We start from the raw sequence: 15,744 nt of genomic DNA on the forward strand, positions 1-15,744 counted from the left end.
CCCGTCTACACTCGAAACATTCCCCCCGAGCCATAACGAGACCGTTATGCCCAGACTGGCGTCCGTGCTTTTTTTGCTGCCACTGATGATCTGGACCGCAACGGCTGACGCGCTGACTCTGAACGATGAAGAACGTAGCTGGCTGGCGGCTCACCCGGACCTGCGCCTGGGTGTCGATGCATCGTGGCCGCCCTTCGAGTTCCGCGACGACCAGAATCGCTACCAGGGCCTGGCGGCGGACTATATCGATGTGATTCGCCAACGCCTGGCGATCAAACTCACGCCCATCGAGCCGGTGAGCTGGACCGTAGTGCTCGAACAAGCGAAAAACGGCAAGATCGACCTGTTGCCGGGCATCATGTCCACCCCGGAACGCCAGAGCTACCTGTCGTTCACCCGCCCTTATCTCGACTTTCCGATCGTCATCCTCGCCCACGTCGGCGGCCCGCAACCGCGCAAGCTCGAGGAGCTTTACGGCCTGAAAATCGCCGTAGTGGAAAACTACGCGCCCCACGAACTGCTGCGCACCCATCATCCCGACCTGAACCTGGTGGCGATGCCCAATGTCAGCTCTGCGCTGCAGGCCCTGGCCACCGATGAAGTGGACGCCGTGGTCGGCGATCTGGCCTCCAGCGTCTGGAGCCTGCGCCAACTCAAACTGGATGGTTTGTATGTCAGCGGCGAAACCCCTTATCGCTACCAACTGGCGATGGGCGTTCCTCGGGACAACAAAATGCTGGTGGGGATTCTGGACAAGGTGCTTGCCGATATGTCCCCGGAGGAAATCAGCAGCATTCAGGAACATTGGGTGGGCAACGTCCTCGATCACCGGACATTCTGGTCCGATCTGCTGGTTTACGGCTTACCGGGTCTCTCGCTTCTGGTCATCGTGCTGGCGGTGGTGATCCGCATCAACCGCCGCCTCAGTTCGGAAATCGCCCGCCGCATCGACCTCGAACAGGAACTGCGCAGCAGCGAATACCACTATCGCGGACTCGTGGAGAGTCTTTCGGCCATCGCCTGGGAAGCGCGGATCAGTGACTTCACCTACAGCTATGTTTCGCCCCACGCCGAAGATCTGCTCGGTTATCCGCTGTCTCACTGGCTGATTCCGGGCTTCTGGCGCAACATCATTCACCCGGCGGATCTGACCCGCGCCCAGAGCTTCTGCGATCACGAAGTCTTGGCTGGACGCGACCACAGCCTCGATTACCGGGTGATCACCGCTGACGGCCGCTGCCTGTGGGTGCGCGACATCGTCAGCCTGATCGAACATGGCCATGAACCGGTAATGCGCGGCCTGATGATCGACATCAGCGAAACCAAGCGCACTGAAGAGGCGTTGCGCCTGTCGGAACAGAAGTTCGCGTCGGTATTCCAGCAATGCCCGGACATCCTGGTCATTGCACGGCTCTCCGACGGCTGCCTGCTGGAGGTCAACGAAGCCTTTGAGGAGCAGATCGGGCTCAAGGCCGAAGAAGTCATCGGCCAGACCGCCACCGAACTCAACATCTGGGGCATTCCCGGTGTTGGTCCCGGCCTGCTTCAGCGGCTGCAGGCCGGCAGCATTCGCAACCTGGAGATGCCCTTTCGCCGCAACAATGGTCAGGTGTTCACCGGGCTGATTTCCGCTGAACCCTTCGAGCTCGACACCACACCGGCGCTGGTCGTGGTGGTGCGCGACATCACCCAGCTCAAGGAAACCCAGCAGCAACTGCAAACCTCCGAAGAAAAGTTCGCCAAGGCTTTCCACGCCTCGCCGGATGGTCTGCTGCTGTCGCGCCAGAGCGATGGTCTGTTGCTGGAGGTCAACGAAGGTTTCAGTCGTATCACTGGTTTCAACAGCGCCATGTCGGTGGATCGCTCGGCGCTGGACCTGGGCATCTGGGTCAACCTCAACGAGCGCAAGCAAATGCTCGATCTGCTGCACCGCGACGGGTTCGTTCGCGACTTCAGCTGCCATATCCGCCGCAGCGACGGGCAGATCCGCCTCTGCGAAGTCTCCAGCCGTCCGCTGCCCATCGGCGACGAAGACTGCATGCTGACCATCGCCCGGGACATCACCGAGCGCCACTTGATGCAGGAAAAACTGCAGCAAGCTGCGACCGTGTTCGAGAGCACTGCCGAAGGCGTGCTGATCACCGACACCCAGCAACACATCAGCGCCGTGAACCGGGCCTTCACCGAAATCACCGGCTACAGCGAAAGCGAAGCACTGGGTCACACTCCGCGCCTGCTGGCCTCCGGACTGCACGACAGCGCGTTTTACGCGGCGATGTGGCATCAATTGACCGACGAAGGTCACTGGCAGGGCGAGATCTCCAACCGGCGTAAAAATGGCGAGCTGTACCCGAGCTGGCTGACCATCAGCGCCGTGCGCAACCGCGACAAGTTCATCACCCACTTCGTCGCGGTGTTCGCCGATATCTCCAGCCTCAAGCACGCCCAGGCCAAACTCGACTACCAGGCCCATCACGACCCGCTCACCGGCCTGCCAAACCGCACGCTGTTCGAAAGCCGCCTGTTGATGGCACTCAACAGTCAGCAGGAAAACGGCGGCCAGGGCGCTGTGCTCTTCCTCGACCTCGACCGTTTCAAGCACATCAACGACAGCCTCGGTCACCCGGTCGGCGATTTGCTGCTCAAGGGCATCGCCGTACGCCTCAAGGAGCAACTGCGAGACATCGACACCGTCGCGCGGCTGGGTGGCGACGAATTCATCATTCTGTTGCCCGGCCTGCAACAACCCGGCGATGCCGACAACATCGCCACCAAACTGCTGAACTGCTTTGGCGCGCCATTCCAGGCCGGCGAGCATGAGTTCTTCATCAGCGCCAGCATCGGCACCAGCCTTTACCCGCGCGACGGCTGCGATGTCGCGACCCTGATCAAGAACGCAGACGCGGCGATGTACCGCTCCAAGGCCAAGGGCCGCAACCGGGTCGAAAGCTACACCCGCGATCTCACCGCCCAGGCCAGCGAACGCGTAGCACTGGAACACGAACTTCGCCGGGCCATCGAGCGCGAGGAGCTGTACCTTTATTACCAGCCGAAAATCAGCCTCGACGATCACAATCTGGTCGGCGCCGAAGCCCTGATCCGCTGGCGCCACCCGAACTTCGGCGAAGTGCCGCCAGAGCATTTCATTCCGCTGGCAGAAGAGAACGGCATGATTCTGCAAATCGGCGACTGGGTGCTGGAAACCGCCTGCCGGCAGATGTTCGAGTGGGGCCAGATCTATGAATCCCTCGGCCCGCTATCGGTGAACCTCGCCGGCGCACAACTGCGTCAACCGAATCTGCTGGGACGCATCGAGCAACTGCTCAAGGACAACCGCCTGCAGCCGGAATTACTGCAACTGGAAATTACCGAAAACTTCATCATGAGCCAGGCTGAAGAGGCGCTGGCAGTGCTGCACCAGCTCAAACAACTCGGCGTGCAACTGGCCATCGATGACTTCGGCACCGGTTATTCCTCGTTGAGTTACCTCAAACGCCTGCCGCTGGACATCCTCAAGATCGACCAGTCTTTCGTGCGCGGCCTGCCCGATGACCCGCACGACGCGGCGATTGTCCGCGCCATCATCGCCCTGGGCCGCAGCATGCAATTCACAGTAATTGCCGAAGGCGTGGAAACCCAGGCCCAACAACAGTTCCTCGCCGCCGAAGGCTGCGAACAGATCCAGGGCTACATCGTCAGCCTGCCGCTGCCACCAGAAGAGTTCGCCGCGACGTTTCTTCGTATAGCCGTATCGGATTTTTCGGATAGCACAGCCGAGAAACCGTCGCTATAATCCGCGGCCTACTGAGGGCCTATAGCTCAGTTGGTTAGAGCAGAGGACTCATAATCCTTTGGTCCACGGTTCAAGTCCGTGTGGGCCCACCAACTCCAAAGCCGCGCATTGCGCGGCTTTCGCGTTTTCAACACTACAGATCTTGCAGCTTGAATCCCCTCGCAACCGGTTGAAGTGTCCAAAAAGTGTCCATATTGAGGCGTGCTTCAGCAGCTACGCCTGCAGACTTTCTTCGATTTCAGCCTTCAACCGCAGAATATCTCCAATCACCAGATAGGTGTAGATAACGTATCGGTCGGCCTCATCCTGAGACGTGATCACGTCATGAGAACCTTTTTGTGCCGCTTGAAAAATTGAATCCAGACGCTCACCGAGATATTTCATGTGAGATCCGACGATCTCGTTGAATCTTTTAGAGCTGGAATTCTCTTCAACATAAGCAACCAATCTATTTATATAGTTATCACTTCCAAGCTTGATAATTACCTCCTTTTTTCCCACCACAACCACCTTATCGTCTCTAGGAGGATACAAAGCATCCGCCGCATCCTGCAGAATCCTTCTGCAACTATGAACTGCATTAGACCAATCCTCATCATTCTCAGACAACAAATTATCGTATACAGCTGAAAACCGCTTTACTGCATCAGGAATGATATCGGAAATCTTACCATCAACCTTAATTCTAGTACGCTCAAACACATCACTTGCGACTGCAGAAAACTTGAGCTCATAGTAAACCGAAACTATATAATCATAAATATATCCTCGCCTTGAAGCTACAAACTTTGATTTATCCCTAATTAATTCTGCTGTTCGCGTTCGCTCTCCTGGAGTAGCGTTTGGAGATAGGGTCATCGCGACCTTGATCTCGGCTTCCGCCTGCTCAATGGGATCGAGCTTAGCGAACATTTTTACAGCACCATCGACCGTTTTCGAATAGACACGCCCGGCTAACTCTGCCAGCTTCCAGACCTCTCCACCCACACCATTTGGCCCACTCGGGTAGCCACTCGCCTCATACAACATTATTTTTTGATGTTCGAACTGCCCTACAATTCTTGCCAATCTTCCCGCCTTGAGAGCAATAGTTGATAACGTGGATGTACTCAACTCAATTTCAGCCAGTAGCGCCTCACTTAATTCAAGCGCCTCCTTCAGTGCTCCCTGCTTAGACATGACTTGCCCTCATTAAATATTTGCTAATTGGATTCAAATTAACCACCTCCGCCATATGCCCCGGACTAAAATGCGCATACTTCTGCGTCATAGCCAACGTCGCATGCCCCAACACCTTCTGCAGCGTCAGAATATCCCCGCCATTCATCATGTAATGGCTCGCAAACGTATGCCGTAAAACGTGAGTCAACTGCCCTGCCGGCAACTCCAGTTCAATCGCATCCACCGCCCGCCGGAAATTCTCGTATGACGGTTTGAACGGTAAAGCCTTCTGTAACCGCGTCTCCAGCGCTTCAGAGATCGGAATCGTCCGGTTCTTGCTCGACTTCGTCTTACTGTAGTGAATCATCCTGTTGCGCACCTGGCGTGGCTGCAGGCCCTCCGACTCACCCCAACGCGCACCAGTCGCCAAACAAACCTCAGAAATCAGCAAAGTGTCGTCCTCCAGTGAGCCAAGGAAGGTCAGCAACTGATCAATCTGCTCATCCAGCAGATACGCCATCTCCGTCTCGTCGAACTTCAAACCACGTACATTGGCCAGCGGATTCGGCAAGCGCCACTCACCCAAACGCTCCAGCTCGTTGAAAACCGCTCTCAGATACGCAAGTTCATGGTTGAGCATATTCGCGCTGATAGGCCGGCCAGACGCCCCCTGCTTTGTATACCGGGAGTGCTTACCCTCAGCACGCTCGGCGCGATACTGCGCAAAATGGGATGCATTGAACGCCACGGCCTTGGGATTCCCCATGCGCTCAGTCATCGCAAGTAACAACTCCTTGCGCTGCTCTCCCGTCTTCAAGTTCTGCCCGTGCAACGTGAACCACAGTTCCACCAGATCCTTCAGTCGGCGCGAATCCGCCTTGCCCTTCTTTTCAAACTCTCCCTTTACCCCCTCACCCATGATCCGTCGTTCGTAGACCACAGCTTCGTTCTTGGTACGGAAAATCTTCCTGATCCGTCCGCCTTCACTGCCCTCCGGGCGGCAATCAACCTTATAGCGACCATCCTTGAGTAGCTTTATCGTCATCCTTCACTCCGGCCTTATTTGCCCACACTCCGGCGCCACCTCATCGATCATCAACCACAGCGTGTACTTCCTGAAACGCGGGTGATTGACCACCGAAGACAGCGCACCAAAACCCATCTCAAACATCGACGCCTCGTACTTTTTGTACGTGCTGATACTCAGCCCCACCAGCGCGCAAAACTCAGATTGGGTCAGCCCCTCACTGCGACGTATCGCCTTCAACTTCTCAGCCAGGTCCACAAATTCCTCCATTGACAGGTTCCTATTTAGGAACCTATGATCGGTTCCGTTATAGGAACTTTCATCCCCAATATCGACCAATGGATCACGAAATGCAAATCTCAATCGACACTCCATACGTCACCATCAGCGAGCTCGTCCGCCGCTCTGGCCAATCCGATTCAGCCATCCGCAACGAAATCGAACTCGGCCACTTCCTCACCCGCCCCAAACAACCGGGCTCAAAATCCGCCGTCCTCGTCAACATGATCCACCTCGCCCTCGAAGCCGCCGAACAGGCCGAGCGCGTGCGTGGCAACAGCAAAAAAGCGGGGGCCAGGTGATGACCAAGCCAAATTCGTTCGACAACATCTATCTCACCGACGTAGTCCAAGCCCTCAAGACCGATCGCCAACTCGACTTCCAACGAACCACCGACACCTTCCTGCAAAAAGGCATCTGCCCCGGCGCACAGTGCGGCCAACGCACCCTCTACATCGCCCTCGCCAAACCCTACGTACTCAAGTGCGGCCGCCTCAAAAACTGCCAGTACGAAGAAAAAACCCACGAGCGCTACCGGCACCTGTTCGAAAACCTCAGCGAGCGCTTTCCCCGCACCGAGGCCAACCCCAACGCCACGGCCGATGCCTACCTGCAGCGCAACCGCGGGTTTGACATCAGCCAGCTAAAGGGCGCTTACAGCCAAGGCCGTCGCAAAATGAAAAACGGCCAATGGGCCGACACCGTCCGCTTCCCGCTCGGCGACGGCCACTGGGAACGCATCATTGATTCATCAATGATCGCCGCCAATGCCGGCGACAAAGCCGGCATCAAAAAAGGCATGGCCTACAAAGGCCAGTGCTGGATGCCGCCCGGCCTGGAAGTCGCGGCCAACGACTCGGTCTACATCGTCGAAGGCATCTTCCACGCCATCGCCCTGCACCAGTCCGGCTACAAAGCCGTCGCATCGATCTCGGCCAACAACTTTCCCTGGGACCTGATCGAAGAACACAAAGGCCTGCGCGTACGCTGGATCATCGCCCTCGACGACGATGCCGCCGGCCACGCCGTCATCCCCAAATACCGCAGCCAACTGCAAGCGCTCGGCGAAATCGCCTGGGTAGCACTTGCCGGCCCAGATCGTGACTGGGACGACGTCTACCGCGACGGACAACTCAACGAAGAATTCATGAATGAGGCCTGCTACCAAGGCCGACTCTTCGTCGCCGTCAGTCCTGCCAAAAGGGCCTTCCTGCTGTTCATCAAACAAGAGCGCAGCTTCTACCTGCTCGAGTACGGCAACCGCCTCTACTCAGCAAAAGTCGACACCAACGAACTGAAAAACGCCCTCGACGAAGGCGAGTCCATCAACGGCAACTGGCCGCTGTTCGACAAACACTGCGCCATCAAACAAGTCGCCAATTGCGTGCCGCGCTTCGAATACATCCAGCGCGACGCCCTCACCGGCGACCAACAATTCTTCTTCCAATTCACATTCCCCAACCGGTCCCAGAACTGCAAAGAGCCCTTGGCACCCAACGCCATCGGCGACCCGCGTAGCTTCGCCAGGTCACTGCTCGAGCGCACACCCGGGGGTAACTTCGAAGGCGGGGAAAAGGTACTGGCCTTGCTGCGCAGCAAATGGCTCGACAACGCACTCACCGTGCGCGCACTGCCCTTCGTCGGCTACGACGCCGTCAGCCAAACCTACTGCTATCAAACATTCGGCTTCCACAAAGGGCGCGAACACCTGGCCAACGACCACGGCTACCTCGAAGTCGGCAAAACAGGGCTCAAATCTTCCAGCAAAGACCCGATACTGGTACGCGGCGCCGACTTCACCCCCCACTGGTTCGCCGACTTCCATGCTGTCCACCATCTCAACGGCTTGGCAGCCCTCGCCTGGTGGACCGCCACCCTCTACGTCCAGCAGATCCGCAGCCGGCAAGAATCGTGGATGTTCTTCGAACTCACCGGTGACTCCGGCGCCGGCAAATCCAGCCTGCTGCGCTTTCTCTGGCGCCTGCTAGGCCGCGCCAACCACGAAGGCGTCAAACCCAACAACGAAGGCGCCAGCGCCATCGGCCTCATTCGCGCACTGGCCCAAGTCAGCAACCTGCCCGTGGTCCTGATCGAATCCGACAGCCAAAGCGTCGATGCCCAAGGCCGAACCGTCGTCACCCAATACAACTGGGAAAAATGGAAGCCGCTGTTCGACCACAACGCCACCCTGCGCACCGTAGGCGTCAAATCCTCAAACAACGACACCGACAGCCTTATCTTCCTGGCCGCGCTCTGCATTGCACAAAACACCACCGTCGAAGGCTCCGAAGCCATCCTCACCCGCATCACCCACTTCCACGCCACCCGTGCCCACCACACCACAGCGCTCAAAGAGCGCGCCACCCAACTGCACAGCCTGCCCATTGAACAACTCGCCGGTTACCTGCGACATTGCCTGGCAAACGAGGCGGCTTGGCTGCAACGCTACTTCGACGCATTCCCCACCTACGAAAAACACCTGCAGGCCCTCACCGCCATCCAGCATCAGCGCATCGTCCTGTGCCATGCGCAGCTCATGGCTGCCGCCAAAGCCACCCAGGCCCTGTTCCCGGACTGGACCGACGAGGTCCAGCAACAGCTCATCAAACACATCGAACGCCGCGCCATCGATCGGCAACAACGCATCAGCACCGAAACACCCACCGCCGCCCGCTTCTGGCAGATCTACCACTACCTCAACGAACGCGTCATCACCCAGACCGACGCCAGCGGCGAACACGACACCACCGTAGAAACCCTCAACCACAGCGCCGACAAAACCCTCATCGCCATCAACATCGAGCACTTCCACAACGCCTGCCGTCTCGCCGGCCAAGAAGTCATCCCCGCCACCCAACTGCACCGTGCCCTGCCGCAGAGCACATCACACGCCTTCATCGAGACGCGCAAAGTCCGATCGATCATCGAGAAACGTGCCCTCAACTGCTGGGTGTTTCACAAGGGCAGCAAAGCCTGATGAACAGCAACCACAACAACCGCCAGGCCGTCGTTGCCGGGCACAACCGCGTGTCGCCGCCCCATGGGCAGAACATCCGGAACATGAAAATCAATATGAAAAATATCAATAAAAAACAGACAGATAAGCAGCGCTCACCAGCAACCCACCACCGGAACCCACTGGAGCACACCGGAACAACGCTGCACTCATTGTTCCACCCAGGTTCCATAGCGCGCCCTAGCCGCAAAACCCGCCCATCCCTTGTAAACCAAGGCCTACAGCAGATTTTTAACAAACCCCGTTCCGCTGCGTTCCGGCTACGCATACCCAACAGCTAGCGCATCACAAACCCCGTAAATCGGGCACTCACCACTTCCAACCAACAAGCGTTCCGGATGTTCCGGTGAACGCACGGGCACCTGCGCCTTTTTTTCAGGCGCCACACCCAAACCCGTTTCAAAAGAAAGGAGCAACACCATGCAAGTCCAAGTCATCACCGGCGAAAAAAGCACCGGCAAAACAACCCAACTATTGGCCATCCAAAGCAAGTTGAAACGCCAAGGCATACAAGCCCCGATCCTCGTCGGTCAACACTTCACTACCCCCTACTTCATCAACCAACTGTCAGAGCACGCCATCGCCGGAGCCAAGTTTTTTCTGGCCGACGACTGCACTCAATTCCAGATCAAAGCCGTGATGAAACTCAAAGCCCAAGGCGACTACTCGCGAATCCCGTCCGACTTCACCGTGCACCTCGTACGCCAGGCATAAGAGAACACCGCAATGCTCATCCGCTACAGCGCCAACACTCTGCCCGGCCAACTCGTACTGCCAGGCACCTTCGTCCTGTTCTGCACCGACGAAGGCCTGGCCGAACTCGCCGCCGCCCAACACTGGCGCGCGCACCCCCACGACACCCCAAGCCACATCACCGTCGTCCACCTGCAGAGCGTCGACGGCAAAGACCTGGGCTTGTTCGAAGTGCGCTGCGAGCAACAGCCGATCTACACCGCCACACGTCTGCATCAAGCCTGAAAACCCGTAAAACAAGGAGCTACACCATGCAAGAACAGCAAACAAACAACACCGCCCCCTACCTCATCACTGCCAATGGGCTGGCGATGCGCTTAGCCATCCTCGCTCGCCAACATGGCAACGACGTACCACTCAAAGCCACCATTACCGGCTGCAACATAGCCCTGACCGTCGACACCTTCCACGTCAGCCAAGACGGCACCTTGGTCATACAACTACCCCCTTGCCCGTACCGCGTTAAGCACTATCACGTTCACATCTTCGGTCAACGCCTGAATGTCGTAGCCGCCACCGACTACGACAACTTACGACGCCTGCTGTCCTCGGCCGAGGAACGCATTAGCCAGCTCGAAAAGATAAAAAACGACTACCGGCCAGACCCTCGCGTCTACATCTGACACGGCCATTGCATCAATAAGGGCGCCACGGCGCCCTTATTCTTTGTACCGAACGTCCCTACAAGTCAGATAACGTATTGAAACCAGAGATATCGAATATAAATACACACTTAACGTATCGACTTACTATTCAACACGCGTAGGAAATATCTCAAACAGCGACAGAAGTTTTACCGCTACAAACCAACAGCAAAAATCGACTTGTAATAAATATTGACGCAAAACTTTCAACATAAATAAACTCGCCACTGACAGCATAAAGAACAAGGAGTCAAGTGATGTCCACCCCCAAAAACGCCATGGAAGTTCGCGAAAAATTCGAGGAATGCGGGCACTCATTTTCACTGTTCGTCGAACTGTGCACCTCCGACATAACGCTCAACAAACGCAGCAAACTGGCTTTGTTTGAGTACGGCAAAAGCCGCATGCAAGCCTATGAAAACGCCGAAAGCCTGTTGCGTGCGCAGGGCGAAGAGGCCACCGACCTGCCGGTGTCCATGCTGCGCACCGGTTGAGCCCCACCAGCAACATCACCAGGCCAAAAAACTGACGCCGCCAAGTGGCCGCGTCAGACATTTCCTCAGAGTATTTCTGCTGGTAAACAGGTTCAAAAAGTCTGTTTATAGACACGCCGTGATACTTCCCAAGGGCTACAAATCCTTGCGCCGTTGCCTACGGCTACGCCAGAATCCGCCGGCTTGTGCGCCTCGGGCTAACTGTTAAGTTGGTTGCATCACTGATTCCCAGTGATCGGGTTTAGCAGCCCGGATACGTTTGCTTACCGGTTTCACAAGTATCGTCCAGCCAGACATTTGTCTGAGCTTGATGGTGGCTGTGTGCATGGCACCTTCGGGTGCACCGGTGTTTGGTGAGCTGCCGGTCTGCTAACTTGCGCACAGCCGCCACCCTATCGTGTAGCAGCGTGATGGATGCGGCCTTATCAAAGGTATGCTCACCATGTTCAAAGTTACGCCAAATCCGCCGGTCTCCGAACCAACGACCATCCCAGATCCGACATCCCCCTACGAATGCCCCGGTTCTAAAAAATTCAACGAAGCCGCCGAGCGCGCCCTCGACTACTACCTGGGCCCACCCACCGCCCGCATCATGGCCGCGGACTACTACCCCAATCGCAACTACATGGCCAATCCCAAGTCGAGCAACGAAACACTCCTGGTCGACGCCTGTGAAACCCTAGGGTCTGCCAGCGTCATGCTCAACGACTTCGCCGCCGACCTCCAAGGCACCCACCGCAAAACCGCCCAAGGCATCGCGCAAATCGTGATGCTGTCGGAACTGGCCGTAAACCAAGTGCTGGACCAGCTCGTGCCCATTGAGTAACACCCACCTGGCGAGGGGCTCCCCCTCGCCTTTACATCAACATACCCAGTTGGTCGAAAAGGTCACGCTGTTGGGCACGAGGCAATGCGCGCAAGCGATCAAACAACAATCGATCAAACGCCTGGGCGCAAGGGCTGAGCGTGTGGGAAAAGGTCAAGTGAGCCACCCAAGTGTGGCCACATTGTGCAGACCCACACTGACAATATAATCGAACAAAATCCGTTGATAATACATCTCTTGAAACAATACGACCTTTCTGGCAACAGAACTTACATACCACGCGCATCGAGGACTCTCAGCATTAACCAAAAGCACATTTTACCCAACCTAACCTAAACCCACCAATTCAAACAAAACTAAATATCAAAATCTGGCACATAGGCTTTCATACCGTAAACGCCGACCAACTCGCGAACTCATCGAGCCTCTTGAATCTCTATAATTCCAAAATCAACTTCCGTTACAAAAACAGCTGACGGAACTTTGCCTAATATTCGATTGATCTGAGGCTCCCACGTTATCGTCGCTTGTGACCCTTGTGGATCTCGCTCAATATTGATAACCCGCACTGCGAACTTTGCAGAAATCCGAGTGCGCAACTCTTCATCAATCAGACCTACTGGGATATTTTTCACAATAGTAGTTGGCATGGCACAAGCTCCAAGTTACGAATCTTTCACAATGAAAATAAACACCACCAGTAGAAAGCTTGGCGCCGTTACCGCTCAAAAACCACTGTCAGAAATAACAGCTTTTAAGAACCATTTACCATAAGAACAAACACGCTATATATACGATTAAGCATTGCAGGACAGCCAATTAATCGCACGATCTTTCCGCAGTAAATTATTCACCTGCGAAAACAACTGCATAATCGGTCGAATCTCATTATTCGTATACACCCGGTCGATCTTTTCAATATCCCCAAACCCTGCCGCGTTTTCCGGCATTACCCCCGCCAGCGCAGGATTCATCCGCCATGCGGCAATCACGTCATTTCGAGTGATGTTCTTGATTCGCTCGAATTCATCCTTCGTCGCAATGTCCCCCACCGGGATGATCTGAATCGCCTTGTCACTGCCTCCCGGAATATTGACGAACAGCGATCGAAAATTACCAACGCCTTTGCTGCCCGCAATCTTCGCCTGCAAGGCCTTCTCGTCCTCTTCGGACAGGTTCGGGTCGTTGGTGTAAAACACAAACCCCGCATGCGCGCCGTTATTGAAGTAGCGCCGCCGAAACAACGTCGCCGACTCGTTCAGCAACAACGCATGCATCCCGCCCAGATAGTCGGGCACACCATAGATGTTCTGTTCCACGTCGTAGTCCATGACGTGTTCAACGTCATCCTCTTCAAAATGCAGATGCTGACCATTGGGCCGCAACATCAAGAACCCGCCGCCAACCTTGCGCCGCATGTTCAACGCCGGCAGATGCCCCAGTTCCAGCACCTGGCCAATCACATTGCGCTTTCGCTGAAAGTACCCCTCACCGAACACCATAAAATCCAGCGCAGCTCGCCCCATTGTCTGCGCACTGCATCCGGCAGACGGGATGAAATCACGCAGCAGCAGGTTGCGTTTGAAGCGCGGAATCGTGCCGTGATGCGCGTTGGCGCGCAGCAACTTGGCAAGCCCCTCGCGTGACACGGGCGGCGTGTAGATCTGCCCGTCGTCGCTGGCGAACACGCCCAGGTACTCGCCCATGCTCCCGGCCAGCACCGATTCCGGCGCGCCGAAGCTGAAGGTCCGAATACCGCGTAGCGCGGTAGGTGCCTCTGTGGTCGGCGGGATGAGTGGCGTGTGCTCGTTCATGGCTGGCTTCCAAAGTTGACCAGCGGCTACGCCGGCGCTTGTTGATGTTCAAAGGTTCGTTAGCCAGCGCATGCATCACCGCCCACGCGATATCGGCATGGCCGGTGGCCTCGGTGCGCGAAGCGCTGTAGGTGATCTGGCCACTGGTGGTGGCGGCACGCTTGATGGTCAGGAAGGCCGCGGCGATGTCATTCCACCCAGCGTCCCACTCAATCCGTCGACCTTGAATCGTGTCTTGAGCCTTGAGCACCAGCGTGTTCTTGGTCTCAAGGCTGTAGTGAATCGGCGTCGCTCTCGGATAAAAATCGCGCACCAGGTCGAACACGCCATACCCGACACCCGTGACATCGATGCCGATGTGCTGCACGTTGAAGCGATCGCAGATCTTCTTCACCTGGGCGGCCTGGTAGGTGAACGAGTGGCCGCGCCAGGAATGCTTTTCCAGAATCCGGAACTTGCCGCCCTGCTCCAGCGGCGGCGCGACCACCACACACGTGGCATCGTCCCGCGTGCGGCTGGGGTCGTAACCCAGCCACACGGGGGAATTGCCAAAGGGTCGTTCGGCTTTGGGGTCGGTGTTGTAGTCGGCCCACAATGTGCAGTCCGAATAACACCGCTCCAGATCCGCCAGGCTGAACGCGCTCTGGGTACTGTCGATGAACTGGCAAAGGTAGATCTGCTCAAACACCTCGTCCGAGTTTTCCAGACGCAACTGCTCAAGATCGAACAGATCGCAACCACCGGCCACCGCATCGAAGATGTTGATGATCTTGCGCCACTGACCGTCCGGGCACAGCGCCCCCTTGCGCAACTCCGCCTCACCGGGAAACGGTTGATTCGCCTTCTTGTGTTTGCCGCGACGGAACTCGTCCCCCGTCCAGAACGGATAGGCCTGATGGCTGACAGCACTGGGTGTCGAGAAATACGTCTTGCGCCACTTCTTGTGCGTAGCCATCGCGCCGGCCAGATTGTTGAGCTTCTTGAAGTCGCGGATCCAGAAATACTCATCCACGTACACATGGCCGTGATAACCCTGCGCGGTACTGCTGTTGGTACTGAGAAACCGCAACTCGGCACCGTTACTCAGAATGATCGGGTTACCGGTCAACTCCAGGCCGAACCATTCGCGGGCGGCCTTGATGATGTAATTTCGGAAAATCTCCGACTGCGAACGGCTGGCCGACAAGAACATCTGGTTGTCACCGGTCAGCACCGCATCCATGAAGGCTTCGCCGGCGAAGTAATAGGTCAGGCCCGATTGCCGGCATTTCAGAACATTGCGGATCCGCCGGGTCAGCGGATTCTGTTTGGCCTCAAACAATTCCTTTTGATAGCCGTAGAGCCCGCTGGTGAACTTGGCGAGAAAATCCACCTCGGTCAGGTGCGAGATATCGTTTTTAACCGGTTTGGATTTGCGCTTTTTCTCCCCGTCCCGCTCGCTTTCTCGCTGCCGGGTTGGTCGCTCGGGCGATGCTGGTTCAACGCCTCGCGCAGCGGATTTGCTGCACTGCTTCAGCAACCGCTCACGCAACGTCGTCAAGCGATCAAGTTCATCCAGTTCGGCTTTACCCAGAGCACCCGGCTTTTCCAGCATCAAGGTGATGCGTCGACTGACCGCCGTCAGCGGTTCTTCATCGGTCAGCAGCTCATCCCAGCAGCCCTTGGCGATCCAGTAGTAAACGATCCGCACATTGGGCAGCTTGAGTTCGGCTTGAATTTCTTTCGGTTTGCAGCGGCGCAGATAAAGCCGTTTGGCAGTGTCGCGAACTTCAATTGAGTAGGGCATGACCGCAGTCTAAGCAGCCAAAAACGCGCAAACCCGCCTTTAAATTCTGCGAAAAACCTATTTCAACGTTCTAGGAATTACCCGCAGTGGAACCGTTTGTTGGCCCGTTTCTGACCGCCTATCGTGGCGACATTGAAACGGATGCAGAGCG

At 56.5% G+C, this 15,744-nt stretch carries 16 protein-coding genes and 1 tRNA gene; 10 read left to right on the plus strand and 7 right to left on the minus strand.

Features of this window, described 5'->3' with window-relative positions; genetic code table 11:
• Window positions 1–46: 46 nt before the first annotated feature.
• Together ACM6JM_RS00260 and ACM6JM_RS00265 are read left to right on the plus strand one after the other, a co-directional pair.
• Entirely contained in the window at window positions 47–3,793 is a 3,747-nt protein-coding gene (locus tag ACM6JM_RS00260) for a bifunctional diguanylate cyclase/phosphodiesterase (protein ID WP_414881113.1), read from the plus strand.
• Window positions 3,794–3,808: 15 nt separating this feature from the next.
• A tRNA-Ile gene (locus ACM6JM_RS00265) sits at window positions 3,809–3,885 on the plus strand.
• Window positions 3,886–4,006: 121 nt separating this feature from the next.
• On the opposite strand, the gene ACM6JM_RS00270 is transcribed toward ACM6JM_RS00265, so the two are convergent.
• From ACM6JM_RS00270 to ACM6JM_RS00280, 3 genes are read right to left on the minus strand one after another with little or no spacing between them, the layout of a single operon-like run.
• Entirely contained in the window at window positions 4,007–4,972 is a 966-nt protein-coding gene (locus ACM6JM_RS00270; RefSeq protein WP_414881114.1) for a hypothetical protein, read from the minus strand.
• On the minus strand, window positions 4,965–5,999 hold the full coding sequence (locus tag ACM6JM_RS00275; RefSeq protein ID WP_414881115.1) for a tyrosine-type recombinase/integrase: 1,035 nt from the start codon (window positions 5,997–5,999) through the stop codon (window positions 4,965–4,967). The genes ACM6JM_RS00270 and ACM6JM_RS00275 overlap by 8 nt, the downstream gene beginning before the upstream one ends.
• Window positions 6,000–6,002: 3 nt before the next feature.
• A complete protein-coding gene (locus ACM6JM_RS00280) occupies window positions 6,003–6,239 on the minus strand; it encodes a helix-turn-helix domain-containing protein (protein WP_134333629.1) in 237 nt (78 codons plus the stop codon).
• A 92-nt stretch (window positions 6,240–6,331) separates the two neighbouring features.
• Here ACM6JM_RS00280 and ACM6JM_RS00285 point away from each other — a divergent pair, with 92 nt between their 5' ends.
• From ACM6JM_RS00285 to ACM6JM_RS00320, 8 genes are all read left to right on the plus strand, one after another.
• Window positions 6,332–6,562: a hypothetical protein gene (locus ACM6JM_RS00285; protein ID WP_134333578.1), complete on the plus strand. Its 231-nt coding sequence runs from the start codon at window positions 6,332–6,334 to the stop codon at window positions 6,560–6,562.
• Window positions 6,562–9,237 (plus strand): toprim domain-containing protein, encoded by a 2,676-nt coding sequence (locus ACM6JM_RS00290; protein WP_414881116.1) that lies wholly within the window; start codon window positions 6,562–6,564, stop codon window positions 9,235–9,237. Before ACM6JM_RS00285 ends, ACM6JM_RS00290 begins: the two co-directional genes overlap by 1 nt.
• Window positions 9,237–9,557, plus strand: coding sequence for a hypothetical protein (locus ACM6JM_RS00295; RefSeq protein ID WP_414881117.1), 321 nt, complete (start codon window positions 9,237–9,239; stop codon window positions 9,555–9,557). The genes ACM6JM_RS00290 and ACM6JM_RS00295 overlap by 1 nt, the downstream gene beginning before the upstream one ends.
• A gap of 139 nt (window positions 9,558–9,696) precedes the next feature.
• Window positions 9,697–9,990, plus strand: a complete 294-nt coding sequence (locus ACM6JM_RS00300) for a hypothetical protein (RefSeq protein ID WP_134333581.1) — start codon at window positions 9,697–9,699, stop codon at window positions 9,988–9,990.
• Between the two features lie 12 nt (window positions 9,991–10,002).
• Window positions 10,003–10,254: a hypothetical protein gene (locus ACM6JM_RS00305; RefSeq protein WP_414881118.1), complete on the plus strand. Its 252-nt coding sequence runs from the start codon at window positions 10,003–10,005 to the stop codon at window positions 10,252–10,254.
• 26 nt (window positions 10,255–10,280) lie between these two features.
• Complete coding sequence (locus ACM6JM_RS00310) at window positions 10,281–10,652, plus strand: hypothetical protein (RefSeq protein ID WP_414881119.1); 372 nt, start codon at window positions 10,281–10,283, stop codon at window positions 10,650–10,652.
• Between the two features lie 278 nt (window positions 10,653–10,930).
• Window positions 10,931–11,167, plus strand: coding sequence for a hypothetical protein (locus ACM6JM_RS00315; RefSeq protein ID WP_134333584.1), 237 nt, complete (start codon window positions 10,931–10,933; stop codon window positions 11,165–11,167).
• A 442-nt stretch (window positions 11,168–11,609) separates the two neighbouring features.
• Window positions 11,610–11,993 carry a DUF6124 family protein gene (locus ACM6JM_RS00320; RefSeq protein WP_414881120.1) on the plus strand — a complete coding sequence of 128 codons (384 nt, stop codon included), beginning with the start codon at window positions 11,610–11,612 and terminating at the stop codon, window positions 11,991–11,993.
• Between the two features lie 31 nt (window positions 11,994–12,024).
• On the opposite strand, the gene ACM6JM_RS00325 is transcribed toward ACM6JM_RS00320, so the two are convergent.
• The 4 genes from ACM6JM_RS00325 to ACM6JM_RS00340 form a co-directional block, all read right to left on the minus strand.
• Window positions 12,025–12,279, minus strand: coding sequence for an ogr/Delta-like zinc finger family protein (locus ACM6JM_RS00325; protein WP_134333586.1), 255 nt, complete (start codon window positions 12,277–12,279; stop codon window positions 12,025–12,027).
• Between the two features lie 130 nt (window positions 12,280–12,409).
• Window positions 12,410–12,643, minus strand: coding sequence for a hypothetical protein (locus ACM6JM_RS00330; protein ID WP_134333587.1), 234 nt, complete (start codon window positions 12,641–12,643; stop codon window positions 12,410–12,412).
• A gap of 147 nt (window positions 12,644–12,790) precedes the next feature.
• A complete protein-coding gene (locus tag ACM6JM_RS00335; protein WP_414881168.1) occupies window positions 12,791–13,642 on the minus strand; it encodes a phage portal protein in 852 nt (283 codons plus the stop codon).
• Window positions 13,554–15,593 (minus strand): terminase large subunit domain-containing protein, encoded by a 2,040-nt coding sequence (locus ACM6JM_RS00340; RefSeq protein ID WP_414881121.1) that lies wholly within the window; start codon window positions 15,591–15,593, stop codon window positions 13,554–13,556. The genes ACM6JM_RS00335 and ACM6JM_RS00340 overlap by 89 nt, the downstream gene beginning before the upstream one ends.
• Window positions 15,594–15,744: the final 151 nt, after the last annotated feature.

Source organism: Pseudomonas sp. IT-P2 (assembly GCF_949767575.1).
GTDB classification, from domain to species: domain Bacteria; phylum Pseudomonadota; class Gammaproteobacteria; order Pseudomonadales; family Pseudomonadaceae; genus Aquipseudomonas; species Aquipseudomonas pharyngis.